At 73.0% G+C, this 22381-nt stretch carries 17 protein-coding genes; 12 read left to right on the forward strand and 5 right to left on the reverse strand.

Annotated elements, in window-relative coordinates; translation table 11 throughout:
- The first annotated feature begins 10 nt into the window (after nt 1-10).
- Complete coding sequence (locus tag ACFYP4_RS20900; protein ID WP_358853174.1) at nt 11-547, forward strand: adenylate kinase; 537 nt, start codon at nt 11-13, stop codon at nt 545-547.
- 7 nt (nt 548-554) lie between these two features.
- Here ACFYP4_RS20900 and ACFYP4_RS20905 read toward each other — a convergent pair whose 3' ends face one another.
- From ACFYP4_RS20905 to ACFYP4_RS20915, 3 genes are all read right to left on the reverse strand, one after another.
- Nucleotides 555-875: a YkvA family protein gene (locus tag ACFYP4_RS20905; protein ID WP_358853173.1), complete on the reverse strand. Its 321-nt coding sequence runs from the start codon at nt 873-875 to the stop codon at nt 555-557.
- Nucleotides 876-1111: 236 nt separating this feature from the next.
- Nucleotides 1112-1492 carry a hypothetical protein gene (locus ACFYP4_RS20910; protein WP_358853172.1) on the reverse strand — a complete coding sequence of 127 codons (381 nt, stop codon included), beginning with the start codon at nt 1490-1492 and terminating at the stop codon, nt 1112-1114.
- A 367-nt stretch (nt 1493-1859) separates the two neighbouring features.
- Nucleotides 1860-2783 carry a MurR/RpiR family transcriptional regulator gene (locus ACFYP4_RS20915; RefSeq protein ID WP_358853171.1) on the reverse strand — a complete coding sequence of 308 codons (924 nt, stop codon included), beginning with the start codon at nt 2781-2783 and terminating at the stop codon, nt 1860-1862.
- A gap of 171 nt (nt 2784-2954) precedes the next feature.
- Here ACFYP4_RS20915 and ACFYP4_RS20920 point away from each other — a divergent pair, with 171 nt between their 5' ends.
- Entirely contained in the window at nt 2955-3353 is a 399-nt protein-coding gene (locus ACFYP4_RS20920; protein ID WP_388786973.1) for a hypothetical protein, read from the forward strand.
- Nucleotides 3350-4183: a DUF1206 domain-containing protein gene (locus ACFYP4_RS20925; protein ID WP_358853169.1), complete on the forward strand. Its 834-nt coding sequence runs from the start codon at nt 3350-3352 to the stop codon at nt 4181-4183. The genes ACFYP4_RS20920 and ACFYP4_RS20925 overlap by 4 nt, the downstream gene beginning before the upstream one ends.
- A gap of 130 nt (nt 4184-4313) precedes the next feature.
- Here ACFYP4_RS20925 and ACFYP4_RS20930 read toward each other — a convergent pair whose 3' ends face one another.
- On the reverse strand, nt 4314-5426 hold the full coding sequence (locus ACFYP4_RS20930) for a mannose-binding protein (RefSeq protein ID WP_388786976.1): 1113 nt from the start codon (nt 5424-5426) through the stop codon (nt 4314-4316).
- A gap of 393 nt (nt 5427-5819) precedes the next feature.
- Between ACFYP4_RS20930 and ACFYP4_RS20935 the strand changes: the two genes are divergently transcribed.
- From ACFYP4_RS20935 to ACFYP4_RS20950, 4 genes are all read left to right on the forward strand, one after another.
- A complete protein-coding gene (locus ACFYP4_RS20935; protein WP_388787600.1) occupies nt 5820-6683 on the forward strand; it encodes a type VII secretion system-associated protein in 864 nt (287 codons plus the stop codon).
- Complete coding sequence (locus ACFYP4_RS20940) at nt 6680-7888, forward strand: ricin-type beta-trefoil lectin domain protein (RefSeq protein ID WP_388786980.1); 1209 nt, start codon at nt 6680-6682, stop codon at nt 7886-7888. Before ACFYP4_RS20935 ends, ACFYP4_RS20940 begins: the two co-directional genes overlap by 4 nt.
- Before the next feature lie 144 nt (nt 7889-8032).
- Entirely contained in the window at nt 8033-11350 is a 3318-nt protein-coding gene (locus ACFYP4_RS20945) for a right-handed parallel beta-helix repeat-containing protein (RefSeq protein ID WP_388786983.1), read from the forward strand.
- Nucleotides 11347-12600 carry a S8 family serine peptidase gene (locus ACFYP4_RS20950; protein ID WP_358853164.1) on the forward strand — a complete coding sequence of 418 codons (1254 nt, stop codon included), beginning with the start codon at nt 11347-11349 and terminating at the stop codon, nt 12598-12600. Before ACFYP4_RS20945 ends, ACFYP4_RS20950 begins: the two co-directional genes overlap by 4 nt.
- Nucleotides 12601-12783: 183 nt before the next feature.
- Here ACFYP4_RS20950 and eccCa read toward each other — a convergent pair whose 3' ends face one another.
- The gene (gene eccCa / locus ACFYP4_RS20955; RefSeq protein WP_388786987.1) at nt 12784-16821 is read right to left on the reverse strand and encodes a type VII secretion protein EccCa; all 4038 of its coding nucleotides are present in this window, start codon (nt 16819-16821) and stop codon (nt 12784-12786) included.
- Between the two features lie 455 nt (nt 16822-17276).
- Here eccCa and eccD point away from each other — a divergent pair, with 455 nt between their 5' ends.
- The 5 genes from eccD (at nt 17277) to ACFYP4_RS20980 (ending at nt 22364) form a co-directional block, all read left to right on the forward strand.
- Complete coding sequence (eccD, locus tag ACFYP4_RS20960) at nt 17277-18683, forward strand: type VII secretion integral membrane protein EccD (RefSeq protein ID WP_358853162.1); 1407 nt, start codon at nt 17277-17279, stop codon at nt 18681-18683.
- 46 nt (nt 18684-18729) lie between these two features.
- Nucleotides 18730-20328, forward strand: a complete 1599-nt coding sequence (gene eccB / locus ACFYP4_RS20965; protein ID WP_358853161.1) for a type VII secretion protein EccB — start codon at nt 18730-18732, stop codon at nt 20326-20328.
- 501 nt (nt 20329-20829) lie between these two features.
- Entirely contained in the window at nt 20830-21165 is a 336-nt protein-coding gene (locus ACFYP4_RS20970; protein ID WP_121409269.1) for a hypothetical protein, read from the forward strand.
- 85 nt (nt 21166-21250) lie between these two features.
- On the forward strand, nt 21251-21559 hold the full coding sequence (locus ACFYP4_RS20975) for a WXG100 family type VII secretion target (RefSeq protein ID WP_358853160.1): 309 nt from the start codon (nt 21251-21253) through the stop codon (nt 21557-21559).
- 343 nt (nt 21560-21902) lie between these two features.
- Nucleotides 21903-22364, forward strand: coding sequence for a type VII secretion system-associated protein (locus ACFYP4_RS20980; RefSeq protein ID WP_358853159.1), 462 nt, complete (start codon nt 21903-21905; stop codon nt 22362-22364).
- Nucleotides 22365-22381: the final 17 nt, after the last annotated feature.

Raw genomic sequence — 22381 nt, forward strand, 5'->3', positions numbered from 1 at the left:
TGCTCCCGGCATGCAGCGCATTCTCGTGGCCGGCATCAGCGGGGCCGGCAAGTCCACCCTGGCGCGTGCCGTGGCGGCGCGGCTGGACGTGCCCTGCCACGAGATGGACGCGCTGTACTTCGGCGGGCCCGGCTGGGCGGTGAGCGCGACGTTCAGCGAGGACGTCGGCCGGATCGCCGCGTCCGGGACCTGGATCTTCGACTCGTTCGGCGCTCCTGAGGTCCGCGACCTGCTGTGGGAGCGCGCGGACACGGTGCTGTGGCTGGACTACCGGCGACGCGTGATCATGCCCCGTGTCCTGCGCCGTTCGCTGCGCAGGACGCTGTCGCGCGAGCGCATCTTCGGGGGCAACAGGGAGACCCTGGCGGGCTGGTTCCGGACCGACCATCCGGCCTGGTGGGCCTGGTCCCAGCACGGGACCAGACGTGCGGAGATCCACCGGCGCGCCCTCGACCCCCGGTTCGCGCCGCTGCGCGTGGTGCGCTTCGGCACTCCGGGCGAAGCCGCGCGGTGGCTGCGCTCGCTCGGTCCCGCCGACCCGTCCTGACCGGACGTCAGCCGGAGAACCGCTTCTCGGACAGGACTCCGCCGGTGTCCCCGGGATCCCCCGTCGGCACGGCCGCGCGCATCGACCTCAGGGCGAGCAGCAGGACGCCGATGTCGTCCAGGTAGACGGGGTCGGGCAGCAGGTCGGCGGGGAGTACGAGATAGGCGACGGCGCCCCAGAAGACCCAGCGGGGCCCGGCCGGGAGACCGGCGCGGCGCAGGTCGCGGCGGGCCCGCACCAGCCGGACCAGCAGCGCGACCGCCACCGCCAGGACCACCGCCGCGAGGATCGCGCCGACGACGAGCAGGTTCCGTGTCGTGAAGTCCATGTCCGCGTCCTAGTCGTGGTCGAGTGCGTCGAGGCGGCAGACGGCGACATCGGCGACAGCAATGCCGTCGTGCTGACCGGTCCGGCACACATCCCGTCCGGGCCCGGCACGGCCGCACCGCCGCCGGGACCTCACCACGGCTCGCGTACCCGCCCTGGTCGCGATCAGGCGTCGGGTGAGGGCGGAGCCACAGCCGGAAGAGCCGGCTGAGCCCACCGCCCCGCGCCCCGGGCCCGTCAGTGCGGACGGGCGGCCCCACCGCCCGCGAGGGCCTGACTGACGGCCCTGATGCTGCGGGCGATGTGGTGGAGCTGGCCGACCTCGGCGGCGTACATCTTGATGGTGTGCTCGATGACGGACTCCGGGATGCCGAGGGCGGGGAGCTCGGCCCGGGCGGTCTGCAGGGCGGTCCGCGCGACCCGGATCTCGTGCTGCACCTGGATCTGCGCGTGACGGGCGAGCAGCACGGGGTGGCGCATCAGCGCCGGGTAGCTGGCGTAGCGGGCCGGCACCAGGTCGCGCAGCCACTTGGCGGCCGACCTCTCCCAGTCGTAGCTTCCGGGGTTCTTGACCTGGCACGGCCAGTCCGTACTGATCGGCGAGTAAGTCAGGGCCATGTTCATCGCTTCCGGGGGACATCGGCGGCTCAGTGCGGGTTCTGGGGCGGCCCCGACCTAGGGGATTGACCGGGGCCGCCGCCACGGCACTCGCGAGCGAGTCCCGTTCCGAGCACCCGGGACCCGTTGGGTAGGAGCGGACGGCCCCGGGCATTCGTCGGACGCGGCCCCGGAGGCCTCTGGGACCGCGTCCGTCAGAAGTATTTATATATACCGCGAGATACGCAAGAACATGAAAAAATTCATGCACCGTATGGGGCGAATAGTCCCGTGAAGATGTCGTGACGCACCGTGCCGCGGTCCCTCACGCCGACGGCCGCCGCGGCCACAGATCCTCCGGTCCCGGCCCCCGCGCCCCGCCGGTCCTTCAGTCCTTCAGGAAGAACTGGTGCTGCTCGGCGATCTGCTCGTACCCCTCCAGGCGTCCCTGGGTCCGCTCCGGGTCGGCGTCGGTCATCGCCTGGAGCAGCGCCGCGGACATCACCAGGGGCGCGGCATACGTGTCGAAGACGAGGCGGGAGCCGGTCCCGGTGGCGAAGGTGACGTCGGCCTCGTCGGCCAGCGGTCCGAGCGGCAGGTCGGTGACCAGCGCGACCCGCAGCCCCGCCCGGCGTGCCACCCGCATCGCGGTGAGCGTCTCGTGCGCGTGGCGGGGCATGGCGAAGGCGAGCACCCAGGTGCCGCCCGCCTCACGCGACTGGAGCAGGGCGTCGTACGCGACGCTGCCGCCCCGGGTCACCAGGCGCACGTCCGGGTGGATCCGCCGTGCGGCGTAGGCGAAGTACTCGGCCAGGGACACCGAGATCCGCAGGCCCAGCACGGTCAGCGGCGTCGAGCGGGACAGCGCCCGGCCGACGTCGATCACCTTGTCCGGGTCGGCGAAGTCGCGCCGCAGGTTCTCCAGGTTCTCGATCTCGGCGTCCACCGCCGCCTGCAGTTCGTTGCTCCGGTGCTCCGCGGGCGTGCCGGGCGCGCTGCCGAGGGTGGCCAGCGCGATGGCCTGGAGCCGTTCCCGCAGCGCGGGGTAACCGCTGAAGCCGACCGCGGCGGCGAACCGGGTCACCGACGGCTGGCTGACCCCCACGCGCTCGGCGAGATCGGTGATCGACAGGAACGCCGCCTCGGTGATGTGCTCGATCAGGTACTGGGCGATGCGCCGCTGTCCGGGGGAGAGCCGGGGGCCGTCGAACAGCTCCCTGAGCTGCGAGGTCGGCGACGCGCCGGTCTCGGGTGCCGTTCTTCCCGAGGTGATCGCAGATGCCTGCGCGCGTGCCTGCTGCGGCGATGGCACCGAGTCGCCTCCTTCACGTCCCACAAGGACTCAACATAGCTCACCGTCCGTGCTGACCTGGGCGGGTACGGCCACACACCGGTGGCCGCGAACCTGTTTCACCGCCACCCTCGGGGTACCCGTGACAGCACGAACGCGTCTGCGCGCAGGCGATAGGGAGAGGGTTTTCGAATGAGTACGAGTCCGCTGGCCGCATCGCAGGTCCAGGTGGTGCTCAGCGACTGCTCCGCGGCGGACGCCGGGAGTCTGTTCGCCGCACTGTGCAGCCGCTTCTCCTCGGACCGCTGTGCCGAGGACAGGCCCCATGAGACCGAGGGGAACCGGCCGACGATGTGGACCGGGACCTTCGACACCTCCGGCACGTCCGGAGATTCCCCCGTACCGCCGACCGAGCTCTCGGCGCCCGTGACGGCGGACGTGCAGGGTGGTCCTCTCGCGGTGAAGCACCTGCGTGAGGCGCTCGCCGAGGCGTTCACCGTGCACCAGCTCGGCGAGGAAGCCGGTGACCAGGAAGTGGAGATCCAGTTGCGGCTCGAGAACAAGTCGGCGGATCGGTCCACGGCCATATGAACACGGACGCGGCCGTGAGGGGAGGGCGTTTCCGCGTCCGCAGAGCGGCGACCGGGTCTCCGACGGAGACCGCCGCCAAGGCCGGGCTGGCCGCCCGGGGTGTGATCTATCTGCTGGTCGGTGTGCTGGCGCTGCAGATCGCCTTCGGCGAGGGGCACCGCCAGGCCGACCGTACCGGCGCGCTGGAGGAGATAGCGGCGCAGCCCTTCGGTGCGGCGCTGCTGTGGATCCTCGGGGCCGGGCTCGTCGGCATGGCGCTGTGGCGGCTGTCCGAGGCGGTGTTCGGCGCGGTCGGTGAGAACGGCCGGTCCTGGCGGAAGCGGCTGATGTCGGCGGCTCGCTGCGTCTTCTACGCCTTCGTCGCCTACTCGGTGCTGTCCTTCGCCGCCGGTACGGGCGGAAAGCAGTCCAGCGACAAGCAGTCCAAGGACGCGACCGCCCGGGTCCTGGAGATTCCGGCGGGGCAGTGGATCGTCGGCGCGGCTGGGGTCGGCATCGTGTGCGCGGGCGTGTGGATCGCCGTCCGGGCCGTGATGCGCAAGTACCACAAGCACATGAAGCTCGGCGAGATGTCGCGTACGACGCGCCGGGTGGTCGACGTCTCGGGCGTGGGCGGCGGCGCCACCCGCGGTGCGGTCTTCGCGGTCGCCGGCGTGTTCGCCGTGCGGGCGGCGGTGGCCTACGAGCCCGACGAGGCCAAGGGTCTGGACGACACCCTGAGGTCGTTCGCCGGGACCCCCGTGGGGCCCTGGCTGCTGGCCCTCGTCGCCGTGGGCCTGGTCCTGTTCGGCGTCTTCTCCTTCATGATGGCCCGCTGGCGTAGGGTCTGAGGTCCGGGCCCGAGAACAGCGGCAGACGGCCGGCTCCCGCACGTCGGGGGCCGGCCGATCGGTGTCCGGGGCCGTCCCCCCGGGGTGTGGTCGGGCAGAACCCCGGCCGGGGGAGCCGGATCGGGGAGCGTCAGGTCGACCAGATGACTCCGCCGTTGTGCAGGACGACCACCTTGCCGTCCGCCCGCAGCACCAGCTGGGCGTTGGCGTGGCCGTGTGTGCGGGACGCCCAGATGGGGCGGTCGTCGCCGTTGTGGATGACGAGGTTGCCGTCCTCCTGGAAGATCGCCCGGTGGTTGGCCCCGAAGGTCATGGACGCCCAGATGGCCTTGTTGTCCTCGTTGTAGACGACGAGGTTGCCGTCGGTCTGCATGATCATGCGGATGCGGTTGGTGGACCAGGACTGTCCGGTCTGCAGGACGCTGGTCGCGTAGACGGTCCTGGTGCCCCAGTCGGGCTTCGGGTCCGCCTTGGGCTTCGTCTCGGCCTTCGGCTTCTTCTCGGGCGACTTGCTGGGCCTGACCGACGGCGAGGGCGCGGCGGGCGGGGCGGCGACCACCTTCGGAGCTGTGCTCTTCTTCGGCTTCTTCCTGCTCGGTGACGAACTGGGTTTCTTGGCCACGTAGTCGTCGAGCACGGCGGGGGCGGAGCTGGCGTTCAGGACGGTGTCGGAGCCCGCGGCCAGCCCCTTGGCCGAGTCGGGGCGCTCGTCGTTCGCGCTCCCGGCCAGCAGCAGAGGTATGGCGACCAGGACGGCGCCGGCGATCGCGGCGCCCGCCAGGATCGGCCCCCGGGGACGGCCGGTGTCGGCGCCGGTGCCGGACTTGACGTCCGGCGGCGCCGCCGCGACGGCCACCGCCGCGGCGGCGCCCTCCTCGGGTTCCTCGGCGGACCCTGCGGCGGCCGGCGGGGCCGTCGGTGCGGCCGTGGTCTCCGCGGTCTCCGGAGCGGTTCCGGCCCCCGCTTCGGGAAGCGCGGTCGCGCTCTGGACCTGCTCGTCCGGTGCCGGGGAAGGGGGTGGGGACCCGGCCTCCTCCGAGCGGGCGGCGGCCGCCTCCGCGTTCGCGCCGGGGGTCTGGGGCTGGGGGGACATGCGGTACTCCTCCTCGGTGGCGGAGCTGTCGGTGGTGGGCACGGGCCCGCGCGGCGGCCGGAGCGACGAACACCCCTCGGCCCCGCGGGCGTTGGTCACGAGCCGTGCCAAGTAGGCCAGTTCGGTCAGTTCCGGTCCGTGAGGCCGCACGACCCTCCGCGGTGACGGCCGCAGACCGGTCCGATGCCCGCCGAGCTGCGCGAAGTACGCCCGAACGGCACTGGGTTGGACGTCCGGGCGGAAGGCACGTGTACGTTCGACGGGCCCGATGGCCTACCCAACTTAGCCCGTCACCCCGGCGGCGGCAGCACCGGGCCGCCCCGAGGGCCCCGCCGCTTTGTCCACCCACGCCTCACTGCTCCCCAAAAGTTCTTCGAACGGGCAGGAAGCGGGCACGTCAGCGGCCCCATACGGGCCCGCCCTCCGCGCCCGCGGAGGGGGCGCGTGTGGCATCCTGTTGGCTCCCCGATCTGATCAGAGTCGGCGTGCGCGCATCCGGTGCGGCACCCAGAAATCCGTACGGACCGAAGAGTTCAGGTGAAGATGCGGCCCGGAGAACGGCAAGAGGGCGGGCATGACGCCCTGTCCGTGGCGCCCGAGGGCCCCGGCCCGGCCGTCGCCCCCGAGCCACCCGCGGCCGAGGCCCCCGAAACCGGCGAGAGCGTCGAGCCGCCCGAGATACCCGAGGCCGTGCGGGCCGCCGCCCGTGAGGCGCCGGGGCACTGGATCGGTGTCGTCGACCCCGAGTGGACGGACGCGGGGACGCCACCGGAGTGGGCCGTGCTGGGGGAGTGGCAGTCGGACGGGAGCGGGGGCGTGGGGGACTACCGCGCCAACCCCGCCTACCGGCCTTCGGCCCGCGTGCTCGGCTGGCCGGAACCCACCGACCCGGTGGACGCGGCGGCCCAGCGCGCCGCCACCGGCTACGGCTCGGTGGACGAGGCGGTCGCGGAACTGGCGGCGGCGGACGTCACCGTGGTGCGCGGCGCGGACGGCGGGCCGCTCACGGCCGCCGGTCAGGACGGGGTGCCGGTGGTGCTGTTGTTCACCTCCCCGGCACACGAGTTCATGTCCCCGGCACTTCGGCATGGCACGCTTCCCGCCCGGGACCTGGCCCGTTCGCTGCGGGGTTCCGGGACCCGACTGCTCGCCAACGCCGGGGCCGCGGCCCCTTTGCTCGTACCGGCGGACAGCCTTCTCGATCCCGTACGCGTGCCCGGCGCCGAGGAGACGCCCGCGGCGGACGGCGGGGAGGTGGAAGGCGGCGGTGGCCTCACCGGCGCCGACGGTTCCTCCGGCTCCGCGGACCTCACCGGCCCCGCTGCGGACCCCGCCGGCCCCGCGGCCGCGCCCTCCGACGGCAACTCCCCTGAACCCGGGCCCCACATCACAGGGAGGACCACGTGACACGTCCGGCCCAGCAACCCCCCGCCTCCCCGCGGGCCTCGACCGGTCCGGAGGGTGAGGGGACGGCCCCGACCGCGTCCGCCGCGTCCACGGCCGAGCCCGACTCCGGACCCGCCGAGGCGAAGGCCGGAGCCGCAACCGGTACGGCCGCCGCGAAGGCAACCGAGTCCGAGCCCGGGGCCGAGCCCGAGCCCGCGCCCGAGTCCGCGGCCCCAACGGCCGACACCGACGCCGAAGTTGAGACCGACCACGGATCATCGGCCGGTGCGGCCGAGGGGACGACCGCCCGGGGCGGGACCGCGGAACCCGAGGCCGACGCCGACCCCGGTGCCGCCGCGGCGGCCAAGAGCCGGCTCCCCGCGCTCGTACGGACCATGACCGAGACCGCGATCGACCGGCCTCCGCAGGAGGCCGGGCCGGTGGGACGGCCGGGCAGGGCGGTGCTGGCCGGAGCCGCGGTCGTGGGCGCACTGCTCGTGTCGGTGCCGTTGCTGATGCTCGGCGGGGACGACGACGACAAGGACCCCAAGGGGCCCGCGTCGGCGGGAACCGTACTCGGTGGCAACGCCCAGGAGACGCCCGGCGAGTTCGCGGCGGCCGCACCCAGCACCAGTTCCGCGGAGGGCGCCGCCAAGGACGCCGACGGAAAGCAGGGGAAGCCGGTGAAGGAGGCTACCGCGTCCGCCACCGAGAAGACCGGCAACGACGACGGGCCGAAGGACGCCGGCGAGAAGGAGCAGCCGAAGAAGCAGGACGGCGGGAAGAAGGCCGGCAGCGGGAACGACCAAGCAGCGAAGGCCGGTTCGGGTGTCACCCTGGGCTCTCCCGTCTCCCTGCGCAGTCATCTCTCGGGCCGCTGCATCGACGTACCGGACAGTGACTTCTCGGACGGCAAGCAGCTGATCGTGTGGGACTGCAACGGCGGCGCCGCGCAGAAATGGCAGTTCGCGTCCGACGGCACCCTCCGTACCAAGGGCGGCCTCTGCCTGGACGTGGCCGGCGCGAACTACAGCGACGGCACACCCATCCAGATCGCCTGGTGCAGCGACAACGCCGCCCAGAAGTTCGCACTCAACGCCAGCCACGACCTGGTCAACACCGTGGTGGGCAAGTGCGTCGACATCAAGGACAACGACCGGGGCAGCGGGGCCCGGCTGCAGCTGTGGAGCTGCGCGGGGACCGACAACCAGAAGTGGAGCGTCTGACAGGACGCCCGCAGGGCGGGAGCAGGACTCCCGATGCCCGCCCGCCCCGCGGGCGGGGCATGATGGCACCGTCGGCTCGCCGACACGCGCCCCCGAAGCAGGGGACGTTCACTGAAGACGCCCCCGTGGCAAGGAGGTTGGTGCGTGTCGCGCCAGGTACTGTCGGTCGGTCCGGGGGACCGGGACCGCTACCGGACAATCGGTGAGGCTCTCGCGGCTGCCCGGACCGGCGCACTCATCAGTGTCCGGCCCGGGACGTACGCGGAGAACCTGGTGATCAACACCAGGGTCACTCTCACCGCCGCCGAAGGGCGGGGAACGGTGGAGATCCGCCCGCGCTCGGGCAGCGTGATCGCGCTGCGCGCCGACGCCGTGATGCTCTCCGAGCTGACACTGCGCGGCGGCGACGCCGAGCTGCCGGCCGTGGACGTGCGGCGCGGGCAGGCCGCGCTCGACGGCTGCGAGATCATCGGCGCCGCGTGGACGGCGATGCTGGCCGGCGGGACGGGCTCGCTCGCGCTGCGGGAGTGCCGGGTCAGCAACGCACAGGGCGCGGGCATCGTGGTCACCTCCACCACGCCCACCACCGTCGAGTCCTGCACCTTCGAGCACCTGGGCACCAGCGGCCTGGTCCTCGCGGAACAGGGCGAGGCGCGCATCCGCGGCTGCACGGTGCGCGACGCCCGCGGCAACGGCCTGCTCGCCAACGACGAGTCCCGCGGCACGGTCGAGGACTGCGACATCTCCTCCACCGACAAGCCCTCCATCGCCCTGGAGGCGAACTCCTCCCTCTCGGTGGTCCGCACCGTCGTGCACGACACCAGCACCGGCGTGCACCTGAGCAGCGCGGGCCGTACGACGCTGGAGGACGTCCGCGTCACCGGGGCGTCCGGGAACGGGATCACCCTGGCCAAGGGGACCGACCCGGTGCTGCGCCGCTGCCGCGTCTCGCGCACCCGCGGGCACGGCGTGCTGGTCACCGACCGGGCGCGCGGCACCTTCGAGGACTGCTGGGTGGACGGCGCGCAGGGCGCGGCGCTGCGGGTCGCCGGGGCCGCCTCCCCGGCCCTGACCGGCCTGACGGTCCGCGACTGCGAGCAGACGGGGCTGCTCCTGGAGGAGGACTCGGCGGCGGAGCTGGACCGCCTCGAAGTCATCGGCGGCTCACCCGCCGTCGCGGTGCGCGGCGGCGCCAACCCGCTGCTGCGCCGGGCCCGGCTGGTGGAGCCCTCCGGTGACGGCATCTCGGCCGCCAAGGACGCCCGCGGGCGGGTCGAGGACTGCGAGGTCGTACGGCCGAAGGGTGCGGGTGTACGCGTGGCCTCCGGCAGCACCCTCTACCTGGCCGGCGGTGGAGTCTCCGACACGGCCACCAACGGTCTGGTCGTGGAGGACGGCGGCAACGTCACCGTGCGCGACTTCCGCGTCGAGATGTCCGGCGAGGAGGGTGTGGTCGTCGCAGCGGGCGGCGAACTGACCGCCAACCGCACGACCGTGCACGCCCCCAAGGGACACGGTTTCCTGCTCCGTGAGGGCGCGCTCGCCTCGCTCAGCGGCTGCGAGGTCTCCGGCGGCGCCCAGGACGGCTTCCGGGTGGAGTCCACCGCGCCGGTCTCCCTGGTGAACTGCCTCGCCCGCGAGAACGAGGGCGGTGGCCTGGTGCAGACCGCGCCCGGCGAACGGCTCGCGGTGGACGGCCTGAACAGCACCGGCAACGGCAAGCGCGACGCCTGGGGCTCCGGCAGCGCGGAGAACACCGACCCGGCCGGCTCCGGCGCCGCGGACGCGCCTCCGCCGGACCGCGCGGACGGCCCGCTCGGCGCCCTGAACGCGCTGATCGGCCTGGAGAACGTCAAGCAGCAGGTGCGCACGCTGGTCAACCTGACCCAGCTCGCCCAGCGCCGTGAGCAACTCGGCATGTCGGCCCCGCCGATGAGCCGGCACCTGATCTTCGCCGGGCCGCCCGGCACCGGCAAGACCACCGTGGCCCGCCTCTACGGAGCGATCCTCGCCGAACTCGGTTCGCTGCGCAGCGGGCACCTGGTGGAGGTCTCGCGCGCCGACCTGGTCGCGCAGGTCGTCGGCGGCACCGCCATCAAGACCACCGAGACCTTCCAACGGGCCCTGGGCGGTGTGCTGTTCATCGACGAGGCGTACACCCTCGCCTCGGACAGCGGCAACGGCGGCGCCGACTTCGGCCGCGAGGCCGTGGACACCCTGCTGAAGCTGATGGAGGACCACCGCGACGACGTGGTGGTGGTCGCGGCCGGCTACTCCCGTGAGATGGACTCGTTCCTCGGCTCCAACCCGGGCCTGGCCTCCCGTTTCTCGCGGACCGTCGAGTTCGAGAACTACTCGGTGCCCGAGCTGGTCGCGATCATGGAGAACATGTGCGCCCAGCACCAGTACGAGCTGGGCGAGGGCACCGCGGCCGCGCTCGCCGCGCACTTCGAGGCGATGCCGCGGGACAGCGGCTTCGGCAACGGCCGTGCCGCGCGCGGGGTGTTCGAGGAGATGGTGGACAGGCAGGCGGTCCGGCTCGCGTCGCTGCCGCAGGTCGGTGAGCACGACCTGCGGCTGCTGCTGCCGGAGGACGTCTCCGCCACCGCCGCCGCGCAGGCCACCGAGACCGCCGCCCCGGCCGACGATCCGCTGACCCGCCTCGGCGACATGATCGGCCTGGCCGAGGTGAAACGCGAGGTCGCGGACCTGGTCAACCTCATCACCACCGCCCGCCACCGTGCCGCCGCCGGCCTGCCGGTGCCCTCGCTCAGCAACCACCTGGTCTTCACCGGGCCGCCCGGTACCGGCAAGACCACCGTCGCGCGTCTGTACGGGGAGATCCTGACCCAGCTCGGCATCCTCGACCGGGGGCAACTGGTCGAGGCGGCCCGCGCCGACCTGGTCGGCCGGTACATCGGCCACACCGCCCAGCTCACCCGCGAGGTCTTCGAACGGGCCCGTGGCGGCGTGCTGTTCATCGACGAGGCGTACACCCTCACCCCCCGCGGCGGCGGTGCCGACTTCGGGCAGGAGGCCGTGGACACCCTGCTGAAGCTGATGGAGGACCACCGCGACGAGGTGGTCGTCATCGTCGCCGGCTACACCGAGGAGATGGAGCGGTTCCTCGCCTCCAACCCGGGCCTGTCCTCCCGCTTCCCGCGCCGGATCGGTTTCGCCGACTACTCCTCCGAGGAACTCGTCACCATCGTGCGCGCGCAGGCAGCGGGCATGGGGTACGAGTGCGGACCGGGCACCGGCCCGCTGCTCAAGGAGTACTTCGACTCGCTGCCCCGGGACCGTTCCTTCGGCAACGCCCGGCTGGCCCGCCAGGTGGTCGAGTCGATGGTCACCCGTCAGGCGGGGCGGCTCAGTTCACTGGCCGCACCCACCCTCGACGACCTGCGCGTCCTGCTGCCGGAGGACGTCGTGTCCGCGGCACCGAAGGCGGCCCCCCGATGAGAGCGTCCGCCCGCGGGATCGCGCGCCTGCTGCCCTGCACCGGCCTGGCCGCCGCGCTGCTGCTGCCCGCGGCCGTTCCGGCGCAGGCGGCGCCTCCCACCCGGCTGCCCGCGGCCGAGGGGAAGAAGGGCCAGGAACTGCCCGGCATGCCCTCCGCGCTCGCCGCGGACTCCGACGCGGTGAACTGCACGCCCGCCTCCCGCGAGAAGGCCAGGAAGCAGGACTGGTCGCGCCAGCGCCTCGACCTGGACCGGCTGCACGGGTACAGCACCGGCGCGGGCGTGACCGTGGCCCTGATCGACACCGGTGTCGTGCCGGGCGCCGCGGGACTGGACGGCCGGGTCACCGCCGAGGGCGCGGCCGGAGTGGACTGCGTCGGGCACGGCACCTTCCTGGCCGGACTGATCGCCGGAGCCGGCGAGGGCAGCGCGCCGCTGACCGGAGTCGCCCCGGGCGCGAAGATCCTCGCCCTGCGCGGTACCGATACGCGCGGTCGGGCGAGCACCGGCCTGGTCACGGCGGCGGTGCGCGACGCGACCGAGGCGGGGGCCGACGTGATCGCGGTCGCGGTGGCCCTGCCGCGCCGTGACGCGGAATTGACCCGGGCCGTCGCCGAGGCCCGTGACGCGGGCGCGCTGGTGGTGGCCGCGGCCACCCCGGACCCGCCGCGGAGCGGCACCGACGAGATCCCGGCCCGCACCTACTGGCCGGCCGGTGAACCCGGCGTCCTGTCGGTCGCCGACATGCTTCCCGGCGGTGGCCGCCCGGACAACGCGCTCGCCACCGGCGGGATCGACCTGGCCGCGCCCGGCGCCGGGGTGGTGTCCGGCGGCCCGCGCGGTGACGGCCACTACCTCGGCGCCGGCTCCTCGGTCGCCGCCGCCTACGTCGCCGGGGCCGCTGCCGCGGTCCGTGCCGTCCGGCCCGACGACCCGCCCGCCGCGGTCGCGCGCCGCCTGACCGCGACCGCCTACCCCGCAGACATCCCGCAGCTCGACCCCTACGCGGCCGTCACCACGGTCCTCGGTGACCCGGGCAGGTCTTCCGGCGCGGAGTCCGCCGCGGTACCCGTGACCGTCCGCGACACCTCCTCCGCCGAGCGTGCCACCGGCCGCGCGACGCTCTTCGTCCTCCTCGGCACCGGCGGCGTCCTCGCCGTCCTCTGGGGCGCCTTCGTCCTGCCCCGGGCCCGAGCCCGGGGCTGGCGCCCGGCGGGAGCGGGAGCGGGCGCACCGGGGGAGGACCGCTGAGCACGGTCCGAGAGGCGTGGACACGTCCCTGACGCCCGCCCACGGGCTCGCACGGCTGAGCGGTCCGCCGACCGCGGACCGGCGGGGGCCGGTCCCGCCCTTCCCGGCGCACCCTGCGGGGCACGCGCAACCGGAAGCGGGGGCCACCTCAGGTGGCCCCCGCTTCCCGCGCTTCGTGTCCCCTCAGCCGTCCTGGCCCGGGGAATCCGCCACCAGGGCGGTCTGCATCAGCTTCGCGCGGCGGCGGGCTATGTGCAGGGCCCGGCCGGGCGGGAGGTTCCTGGGCTTCGCGTTGCCGAAGAGACGGCCCTCCGTGGGCGGGCAGGAGAGCAGGACGGCCGGATTGTTGGCCTCGTCCAGGCGCCGGATCAGTCCGTCGCTGAGGCCGCGGCCGGCCCCCATGGCACTGCGGGCGACGACCAGGTGCAGACCCATCTCGAAGCCGAGCGTCAGGTACTCGAACAGCGGCTCCATGGGGCTCTGGAACGAGCTGCCGGAGACCATGTCGTAGTCGTCGATCAGGATGAACAGACGCGGACCGGTCCACCAGTCGCACTTGCGCATGCGGCTGGGCGCGATGTCGGCGCCGGGGACGCGGGTCTTCATGGCCCGGGCCGCGCCCTCGATGGTCTCCTTCAGGTTGTCCAGCGAGATCACGTGCCCGATGCGGTACTCCTCGGGGACGGTGTCCACCAGGGTGCGGCGGTAGTCCACCACGATGATCTTCGCCTCGGCGGGGGAGTAGCGGGAGGTGATGCCCGCGGTGACATGGCGCAGCAGGTTGGTCTTGCCGCTCTCGGTGTCGCCGACCACGATCAGGTGCGGAGTACGGCTGAAGTCGTGCCAGACCGGTTCCAGGGCGTCCTGGTCGATGCCGAGCGCCAGACGCATGCCGCCGCCCTCGGTGGACTCGGGCGCCGGGAGTTCGCCGGCCGGCAGCCGGTGCGGCAGCATCCGGACCTGGGGCGCGGGTGCGCCGGGCCAGTGCCGGGCGACCTCGGAGACCAGGTGGGCGACGCCGTCGCCGAGGTCCTCCAGGGAACCGCTGCCGTCCAGCCGGGGCAGGCCGGCCAGGAAGTGCATCTTGCTGTCGGCGGTGATGCCGCGACCGCCGCTGCGCGGCACCGAACGGGCCTTGCGGGTGTCGATCTCGGAGTCCATCGGGTCACCCATCCGCAGTTCGAGGCGGGTCGCGGACTGGTCGCGGACCTGGGCGGACAGCTCCACCCAGCGGGTGGTGGTGATGAGCAGGTGGATGCCGTAGTTGAGGCCCCGGGCGGCGAGTTCGTTGAACTTCGGGATCAGGTCGTCGTAGTCCTGCCGGACCGTGGACCAGCCGTCGACCACCATGAACACGTCGCCGAACGGCTCGTCGGGGAACTCCCCGGCGGCCCGCCGGCGGCGGTAGGACTGCATGGAGTCGATGGTGTGGTCGACGAAGAACTGCTCGCGCCGGGCGAGCAGCGTCATCACCTCGGCGACCGCGCGGTGCACCCGCTCCGGGTTGAGCCGCGCCGCGACGCCGCCGACGTGCGGCAGCGCGGCGAGCTGCGAGAGACCGCCGCCGCCGAAGTCGAGGCAGTAGAACTGGATCTCGGCGGGCGTGTGGGTGAGGGCGAGGGCGCCGATCAGGGTGCGGGTGAGCGTGGACTTGCCGCTCTGCGAACCGCCCGCGACGGCGATATGGCCACCGGCCCCGGAGAGGTCCACGACCAGCGGGTCGCGGCGCTGCTCGAAGGGCTTGTCCACCAGTCCGACCGGCACCCGCAGCCTGCCGGTCCCGGACCAGCCGGTGGCGCTGAGACCCCGCTCGGGGTCGGGGGCGATGCCGGGCAGCAGGGCGTCCAGCGGGGACGGCTCGTCCAGCGGCGGCAGCCACACCTGGTGGGCGGCGGGGCCCGAGTCGCGCAGCCGGTCGAGGGCCACGGCGAGCAGGGTCTCCTCGTCCTCCTCGCTCTCCTCGCTCGCCGGCTCCGGATCGGGTGCGGCCTCCAGGGTGCGCGGCACGACCCAGCCGCTGGTCCACGGCACCACCTGGCTGGCCACCCGGGCCTGTACTACCGCACCGGTACGACGACGGTAGGTGCCGGACGAGTAGGCGGCACGGAACCGGGTCAGCGCCTCGACACCGGACTTCAGGTAGCCGCTGCCCGGCTGCGCCGGAAGCTCGTAGGCGTCTGGCACACCGAGCACGCCCCGGCTCTCCATGGCGGAGAAGGTGCGCAGGCCGATCCGGTACGAGAGGTGACTCTCCAACTGGTGCATCCGGCCCTCGTCCAGGCGCTGCGAGGCGAGCAGCAGGTGCACCCCGAGGGAGCGGCCGAGGCGGCCGATCATCACGAACAGGTCCATGAACTCCCGGTGCGTGGACAGCAGTTCGCTGAACTCGTCGACCACCACGAACAGGCTGGGCAGCGGCGTGAGGTCGGCTCCCGCGGCGCGGGCCCGCTCGTACTCGAGGGCGGAGGTGTAGTTGCCGGCCGCGCGCAACAGCTCCTGGCGGCGCATGAGTTCGCCGTGCAGGGCGTCCTGCATGCGCTCCACCAGCGCGACCTCGTCGGCGAGGTTGGTGATGACGGCGGAGGTGTGCGGGAGTTCCTCGAGGCCCAGGAAGGTGGCCCCGCCCTTGAAGTCGACCAGGACGAAGTTCAGGGTCTCGGAGGAGTTGGTCAGCGCGAGACCGAGCACGAGCGTGCGCAGCAGCTCGCTCTTTCCGGAGCCGGTGGCGCCGATGAGCATGCCGTGCGGCCCCATGCCCCCCTGCGCGGACTCCTTGATGTCGAGTTCCACCGGACGGCCGTCCACGCCGACCGCGACCGGGACCCGCAGCCGCGCGGAGCCGGTGTGCCGCGCGAAGAGCGTGGCCGGGTCGTGCCGGTGCAGGTCGGGGATGCCCAGCAGGGTGGTCAGCTCGACGTCGGCGTCCAGCGGCTGCGCGATGTCGGTGCCCAGGCTGATCCGGCGGGCCGTGAGCAGCCGGGCCAGCGACTCGGCGCCGAGCGGGCCGAGCCGGTCCGGACGGCCGAGCGCCACCGAACGCTCCTTGCGGCTGCGGTCGGTGCGGACCAGGTTCACCCGGTCGGGGCCGACGGTCAGCCGCAGGGTGTTGCGTCCGGGCCGCCAGCGGAGCGCCCCGGAGACGTCGAGGACCACGGCGTTGCGGTAGCCGTGCCCCTCCCAGCGATGACCCTCGGGGACGGTGACGCCGTCCAGGACGACGACGGTGTAGGGCTCGTCACGGCCGGGGCGGGCGTCCGGGTCGAAGCCGGGGCGCTCGGCGAACTCGGCGCCGAGCAGGTCGTCCAGCTCGGTCAGGTCGGCGGTGATCCGTCGGACCTGGCCCGCCCCGTCCTCCTCCTGCGGATGCAGCGCGTGCGGCAGCCACTTGACCCACTCCCAGTCGGGCCGTCGCTCGTCGCTGACGCAGACCGCGAGCCACAGCTCCTCCGGCGCGTGGAACACCGCGAGCTGGGCGAGCGCGGCGCGCACCAGGGCACGTACGGCGTCGGCCGGGTCCTCGGCCGGGGCGCCGCCCCCGGTCCCGGCCCCGCCGCCGTCCCCGTTCGGCCGGACGCCCGGCCCGGCGGACGCCTGACCGGGCGTCTCCTCGGGGCGCAGCAGGATCCGGGCCGAGGAACGCAGGTAGAGGCCGAGCGGCTGTTCCGGGACGGTGGAGTAGGCGCGGATGAAGCGGCGCAGGGCATGCGCGCAGAGCGGTTCGAGATCCTCCACCGGGCGGGTGGAGACCGGCTGCAGGGTGAGCGCGAGCTGCTGTTCACCCACCGCGAGGCGGGCCTCGCCGAAGTCCTCGTCGCCGGGGCGGCGCTCCCACAGCCGCGAGGTGCGGGCCAGGGAGCGGAGCGAGGCCGGGTCCGGGTGGCGCCAGGCGAGCGCCCGCTGCTGCTCCACGATGGTGGACCTGACCCGCTTGCGCATCTGCGCCAGGTAGCGGAGGTAGTCGCGGCGCTCGCCCTTAAGCCGCTGCTTTCGCTCGCTGGAGCGGCGCATCAGCTGCCCCAGCAGCATCGCACCGGCGGAGAGCGCCATGACGCCCATCGCCAGATACATGAAGACGCCGTTCCCGCCGCCGGGGCGCAGGAACATCAGCATCATCGACACCGACATCAGCGCCATCGGCAGATAGGTCCATATCGCCGAGGTGTCAGGCACCGTCTCGGCGAGGACCGGTGGCTCCTGCAGGGTCAATTGACCCTCGGGCATCTCCGGTCCGCGTCTGCGGGCCGGCCGGCGAAACAGCACCACACTCAAGGAACGAAACCTCCGGTTTCAGTGGCTTTCCGGCCCGCACCGAATACCGGCGCACCCGGCAGCGGGAAAGACCGTACCGAGCTGATTCTCCGGGTTCCGCGTCGGGCGGCGAACGCCGGGGTGAATGTTTCGAGCGGATAGCGGGGACGGTCAACTCCCGTGAAGGACAACTCCATACCGGACAATGAGTCCGGTCCGCAGCACGATCCGGCGGGCGTAGGCAGTAGTCTGCATTCACGGAACGCGACCTGTCCACGTGGGACAGGCGGTCGCCGGCGGCGCGGACACAACTCTCCCGCTCTGTACCCCCCGTTCGCGGTCGCGCCGGCCTTCCGTACTCTTCGCAGGTCCCCCCTGCCGGGGAAGCCTTCCTGTCAAAGCCCCCACGGAAGACGAGAGTTCAGCTGATGACCGACAGCGCTGTGGCCGAACTGTGCCGCCTGACCGTACGTGCGCCGAGCGTCTCCGTCGATCTGGCCGTGCCCGCCGACGTGCCGGTCGCCGACCTCCTGCCCACGCTGCTCCGTTATGTCGGCGAGGAAGCCGAGGAGGCCGGTCTCGACCACGCGGGCTGGGTGCTCCAGCAGCTCGGCGACGCCCCGCTCGACGAGGAGACCACCCTCACCCGCGCCGGGCTCGCCGACGGCGCCGTGCTCTACCTGCGCCCGCACACCGAGGCGCTGCCCGAGGCCCGCCTCGACGACCTGGTGGACGGGATAGCCGACACCGCGGGCCGCAAGCTGCACACCTGGCATCCCGGAGCGGCCCGCGGACTCCTGGTCGGCACCGCGGTGGCGACCGTGGTGGCCGCCCTCGCCCTGGTGCTCTGGCCCGGGGCGACCGGCTCCGGCCGCCTCCAGGTCGCCTTCGCGGCCGTGACCGGCCTGCTGCTCCTCGCGGGCGCCGGCTCGGCCAGCCGCGCGGTCGGCGACCGTCTCTCCGCGACCGCGCTCGCCCTGCTGGTCGCGCCCTGCCTGGCACTCGCCGGCTGGCTGCTGCCCGGCGGCGACCTGACCGGCCCGGACGCGGCCCAGGTCGCGGGGGCACGGCTGCTCGCCGCGGGCGCGGCGGGTGCGGGCGGTGCGGTCCTCGCGCTCGCCGCCACGGCCGTCGGCGCGCCCGCCCTCTTCGCCACCGCGGTCGTCTCGGTGTCGACCGCGGTCGTCGGCGCCCTGATGGGCTACTCCGGCCTGGACGTGGCGGCCTCGGCGGCTCTCGTGGCGACGGTGGTCGCCCTCGCCGCCGGAGCGGTGGCACCCTTCGCCTTCAAACTGGCCGGGATGCGGCTGCCCGCCCTGCCGTCCTCGGCCGCCCAGCTCCAGGAGGGCATCGAGCCCTACGCGGGCGACGAGGTGGCCCAACGCACCGAACTGGCCGGACGGTGGGTCACCGCGCTCTTCGCCGCCACCGGCATCGTCGCCGCGGCCGCCCTGGTCGTCCTGACCCACGACCCGAACCTGCCCGAGGTGCTGACCTCCGCCGGGCTGAGCCTGCTGCTGCTCCTGCACAGCCGCGGCCTGGTGCACATCGGACAGCGGCTGACCCTGGCCGTCCCCGGCGTCTGGGGACTGCTGCTGCTCGCCCGCGCCTGGGCTGTCGACGACCACGGCGACGTACGCGCGGTGGTCTTCGCGGTGCTGCTCGCCGCCGCCGCCGCGCTCGTGATCGCCGCCTGGACGGTGCCCGGCCGCCGGATGCTGCCGTACTGGGGCCGTGCGGCGGAACTGGCGCACACCGGCCTCGCGGTGGCGCTGCTGCCGTTCAGCCTCTGGGCGGCCGGGCTCTTCGGCTGGCTGCGCGGCCTGTTCGGCTGAGCGCACCCTCGTACGCCGCGGCACGACAAGGAGTTGAGGAGAGGCCGTGCAGTCCAAGAGAGACCAGGTACACGCCCACACGTTCATGATGGGCAGGCTCAGCTCGAGCCTGCTGATGGCCGACCCGGACGCCCCGGAGAGCCCGCTCGGACGCACCACCCGTGGTGTGGTCTTCGGCGTGCTGGTCACCGTCCTGATCGGCGCCGGCGCCACCGTCTACGGCCTGCTGCGACCCGGCGGGAACGACGGCTGGCGTGACGGCGAGCACCTGGTGGTCAACCGTGACACCGGTGCCCGGTACCTGTGGACGGGCACCGACGGTGTGCTGCACCCGGTGCGCAACTACGCCTCGGCGAAGCTGATCGGCGGCTCCGACCTGGCGACCGCCGACGTCCGCACCCCCTCGCTGCAGGGTGTCCCGGTGGGCGCCCCGGTCGGCATCCCCGGCGCCCCGGACGTGGTGCCCGGGCCCGGCCAACTCGACGACGGTGCCTGGCACATGTGTGTCACCGGACCGGACGGGGCGCTGCCCAGCACCTCCGGAGCCGTGACGACCGGCGGGGTGGACAAGCCGGGAGCGACCACCGTGGCCGCCGGGATGTCCCTGGACTCCCGTGGCATCGGCCGCGACCGCGCTGTGCTGGTGCGCGGCCCGGACGGCACCGAGTACCTGGTGTGGCGCGGCAGCCGACTGCCGCTGGACCGCGACTCCGACGCCCGCAACGCCCTCGGCTACGGCTCGCAGAAGCCGATGCCGGTCTCGGCGGCCTTCCTCGACGCGCTGGCACCCGGCCCCGCGCTGAAGCCGCCCGCGGTGCCGGGGCGCGGCGAGGAGGGCCCCACGCTCGGTGGAGAGGCCAGCAGGATCGGCCAGTTGTTCAAGGTCAGTGTCCCCGGCGGCGGCAGCACCTACCACCTGCTGCGCAAGGACGGCCTGGTGCCGCTGACCCGGCTCGGTGCCGCCCTGGTACTGGGCGACCCGGCCACCCAGCAGGACGCCTACCAGGGGCAGTCGCCCGAGGTGCGTACGGTCGGCGCGGACGCGCTGCGCGAACACCGGGGGAAGGACTCCGACGCCGCCGCGTCCGCGGAGCTGCCGGACGCACCGCCCCTGCCGCAGTCCGCGGAGCGCGGCACGGCCCTCTGCGCGCAGGTGGACGGCGACAACGCCGGCGTACGGATCAGGTCGGTGCTGGTGCCGCTGGCTCAACTCGCGCCCGTCGCGGTGTCGCAGGGCACCTCGCAGCCGCTCGAGCCCGCCTGTGTCCCGACGGACGCCACGGTCGTACGGCCCGGGCACGGCGCCCTGGTCCGGGCGCTGCACGCGAGTGGCGCCGCGCACGCCGCCACCACCTACCTGGTGGCGGAGAACGGCGTGAAGTACCGCGTGTCCGCCAAGGAGTCGCTGGCGGCGCTCGGGTACGAGGCCTCGGACATCGGCTCCGTCCCGGCACCGCTGCTGGCGGCCTTCCCCACCGGCGCGGACCTCGACGCGACCGCCGCCTCCGGTGCCACGGACCCCAGGGTCACGGCTCCGGACTGCGGTGCGGCGGGCCGGTCGGAGAGGGCCGGAAAGAGCGGTGCGGCGGACAAGTCCGACAGGGGGAGCGAAGCGGTCACGGCGGGCACCGCTCCACAGAGCTGACACCGCACGGTGATTCCGGCAAGGAACGCGTACGGGCTCAGGAAAGGAAAACGGAAAGGCCGGGTGGAGTAGGAGATCGGCCGAACTCGGTGTCCGTGACGCGAATTGGCCAGTGCCGCCCTGCGGCACGGTACTCGTTACCCGGGAGAAACCTCAGAAAAAGCTCAAGGATTTGAACGGCGCGCACCCGTGTAATGCCGCGGGTGCGCGCACATTGCCGGGCGCGGTCATTCTCCATGACCGTTCGGTCTCTTGGTGTGCCCGCTTTCTGCCCGCTTGGCGCACCGTGCGGTGACGGTTCTCGTCCGGCTGCCGCCATCGTCGGCGCCCACCTGTTCATCCCGCTGCAACGTCGACACAACTCCGTTGCCATGCAAGCGAATTCTGCCGGACCGGCTGTTGCTCACATCCTTCCTGCACGCGTTGCGCGAAACCCTGTTTTCTCTTTAGCCTCAACTCGCAACGGTGCGACGAGACGCGCCTGAACGAAGGGAGCGTGACATGGCGGACAGCGCCGCAAGGAAAGCGGACTATGCCAAGGGCTTGGGGGGCGTCTCCTCCCTGGAGACCGCCCGGGACCAGGTCGAGAAAACGCAGAACAACGTCGCTGAGATCGCCGCGCGTTCCGGCGTCGGCGGCGACGAGGGCCAGGCCCTGCTGAAGCTCTTCCGCAGCTGGAACGCCGAGGCGCAGAAGGTCGTCATCCAGATCAGCACGATGATCGACGCGCTCCAGGAGAACGTGACCTCCGCCAACCGCCTGGCGAAGGAGAACCAGGACCTGACCGAGGTTCTCAACAGCAAGACCAGCCAGGGCGTCTTCGAAGCACTGAGCTGAACCACCCGCGGTACCGGCGCCCTTCGGTGCGGCCGGACTTCGTGAGCGTCCCGGGCCCCGCGCCCGGCCTTCGAGAGGAGACGTCATGGCTGACGGCATCATTGACGTGCAGTATCCCAAGGTCCAGCAGGCCATCGAGGAACTGATGGAGCAGACCCAGGTCATCATCAACACCCTCAACAACCTGGAGGACGAGCTGAAGCCGCTCGTCAGCACCTGGGAGGGTGCGGACCAGGAGCAGTACCGCGTGGTCCAGGCTGAGTGGGACAACGCCACCAAGAACATGGCGCGGCTCCTCGGTGACAACGGCGAGCTGATCCGGACCATCCACGACAACCACTCCCGTGACGAGCGCAGGAGCGCCGACAACTGGGGCAACGTACGGGCCCGTTGAGCCCCGGGCCCCAGGGCCTGTCCGGAGCTTCCCCTCCGTCCTGAGGGCGGGGCGGCGCCCGGAGTCGCGTGCGTGCGATCGAGAACGCCGAACCGCCCGCATGGCGGCGCCATGCGGGCGGTCGAGGCAACGGTCCCGTGCGGGTGGTCGCGGCAACGCCGCCCCGCACCCGCGACGCGACCCCGGACCCCGCAACGCCCCCGTCCCACCCGGGTCGCGACGCCCCTGTCCGGCCCGGACCCGCAACGCCCCCGTCCCACCCGGGTCGCAGCGCCCGCGGCCCCGCCCACCGGGCCGTCCCGTACCCCCGTCCGTCCGGCGCCTAGCAGCAGGAGATCGTCCCATGGCCGGTGAAAAGGCCGACGTCAAGCATTTCGACCTCAAGCAGATGGAGAACTTCCGCGACAACGAGGTACAGCCGGTCTACACCGCCGCGAAGAAGCACCGTGAGGACGGCGACGGCGCCACCATCCGCCCGCTCGGCCAACTCGTCGACGGACACACCACCCCGGACAACCTCGCCCAGGACAAGCAGCTCCTGCGCATCGGCAAGATGGTCACCGACCCCCTGGTCTCGGGACCGAAGCTGATCGAGGGCGTCCGCACCGCGGCCGAGGCCATCGACAAGCTGCTCGGCGACCAGATGGACCTCTTCAAGGAGCTGAAGGAAGCGCTCACGGACACCATCGAGGAGGCCAACAAGACCAAGGACAAGAACCTCGGGGCGATCGACGCGCAGACGCTGCTGCAGACCTTCGAAGAGGTCGACACCCTCACCGCCGGCACCGCGGAAGACGAAGACTGACCCCTCGCGCGCCGACG

Origin of the sequence: Streptomyces sp. NPDC005551 (assembly GCF_042871785.1) — a bacterium.
Classification (GTDB): Bacteria; Actinomycetota; Actinomycetes; order Streptomycetales; family Streptomycetaceae; genus Streptomyces.

Excerpts from the sequence above, each read along its gene's own strand:
- eccCa (WP_388786987.1), bottom strand. The coding sequence starts at position 16,821 with ATGCCCGAGGGTCAATTGACCCTGCAGGAGCCACCGGTCCTCGCCGAG.
- eccD (WP_358853162.1), top strand. The coding sequence starts at position 17,277 with ATGACCGACAGCGCTGTGGCCGAACTGTGCCGCCTGACCGTACGTGCG.
- ACFYP4_RS20970 (WP_121409269.1), top strand. The coding sequence starts at position 20,830 with ATGGCGGACAGCGCCGCAAGGAAAGCGGACTATGCCAAGGGCTTGGGG.
- ACFYP4_RS20910 (WP_358853172.1), bottom strand. The coding sequence starts at position 1,492 with ATGGCCCTGACTTACTCGCCGATCAGTACGGACTGGCCGTGCCAGGTC.
- ACFYP4_RS20975 (WP_358853160.1), top strand. The coding sequence starts at position 21,251 with ATGGCTGACGGCATCATTGACGTGCAGTATCCCAAGGTCCAGCAGGCC.
- ACFYP4_RS20980 (WP_358853159.1), top strand. The coding sequence starts at position 21,903 with ATGGCCGGTGAAAAGGCCGACGTCAAGCATTTCGACCTCAAGCAGATG.
- ACFYP4_RS20925 (WP_358853169.1), top strand. The coding sequence starts at position 3,350 with ATGAACACGGACGCGGCCGTGAGGGGAGGGCGTTTCCGCGTCCGCAGA.
- ACFYP4_RS20920 (WP_388786973.1), top strand. The coding sequence starts at position 2,955 with ATGAGTACGAGTCCGCTGGCCGCATCGCAGGTCCAGGTGGTGCTCAGC.
- ACFYP4_RS20950 (WP_358853164.1), top strand. The coding sequence starts at position 11,347 with ATGAGAGCGTCCGCCCGCGGGATCGCGCGCCTGCTGCCCTGCACCGGC.
- ACFYP4_RS20900 (WP_358853174.1), top strand. The coding sequence starts at position 11 with ATGCAGCGCATTCTCGTGGCCGGCATCAGCGGGGCCGGCAAGTCCACC.
- ACFYP4_RS20935 (WP_388787600.1), top strand. The coding sequence starts at position 5,820 with ATGCGGCCCGGAGAACGGCAAGAGGGCGGGCATGACGCCCTGTCCGTG.
- ACFYP4_RS20905 (WP_358853173.1), bottom strand. The coding sequence starts at position 875 with ATGGACTTCACGACACGGAACCTGCTCGTCGTCGGCGCGATCCTCGCG.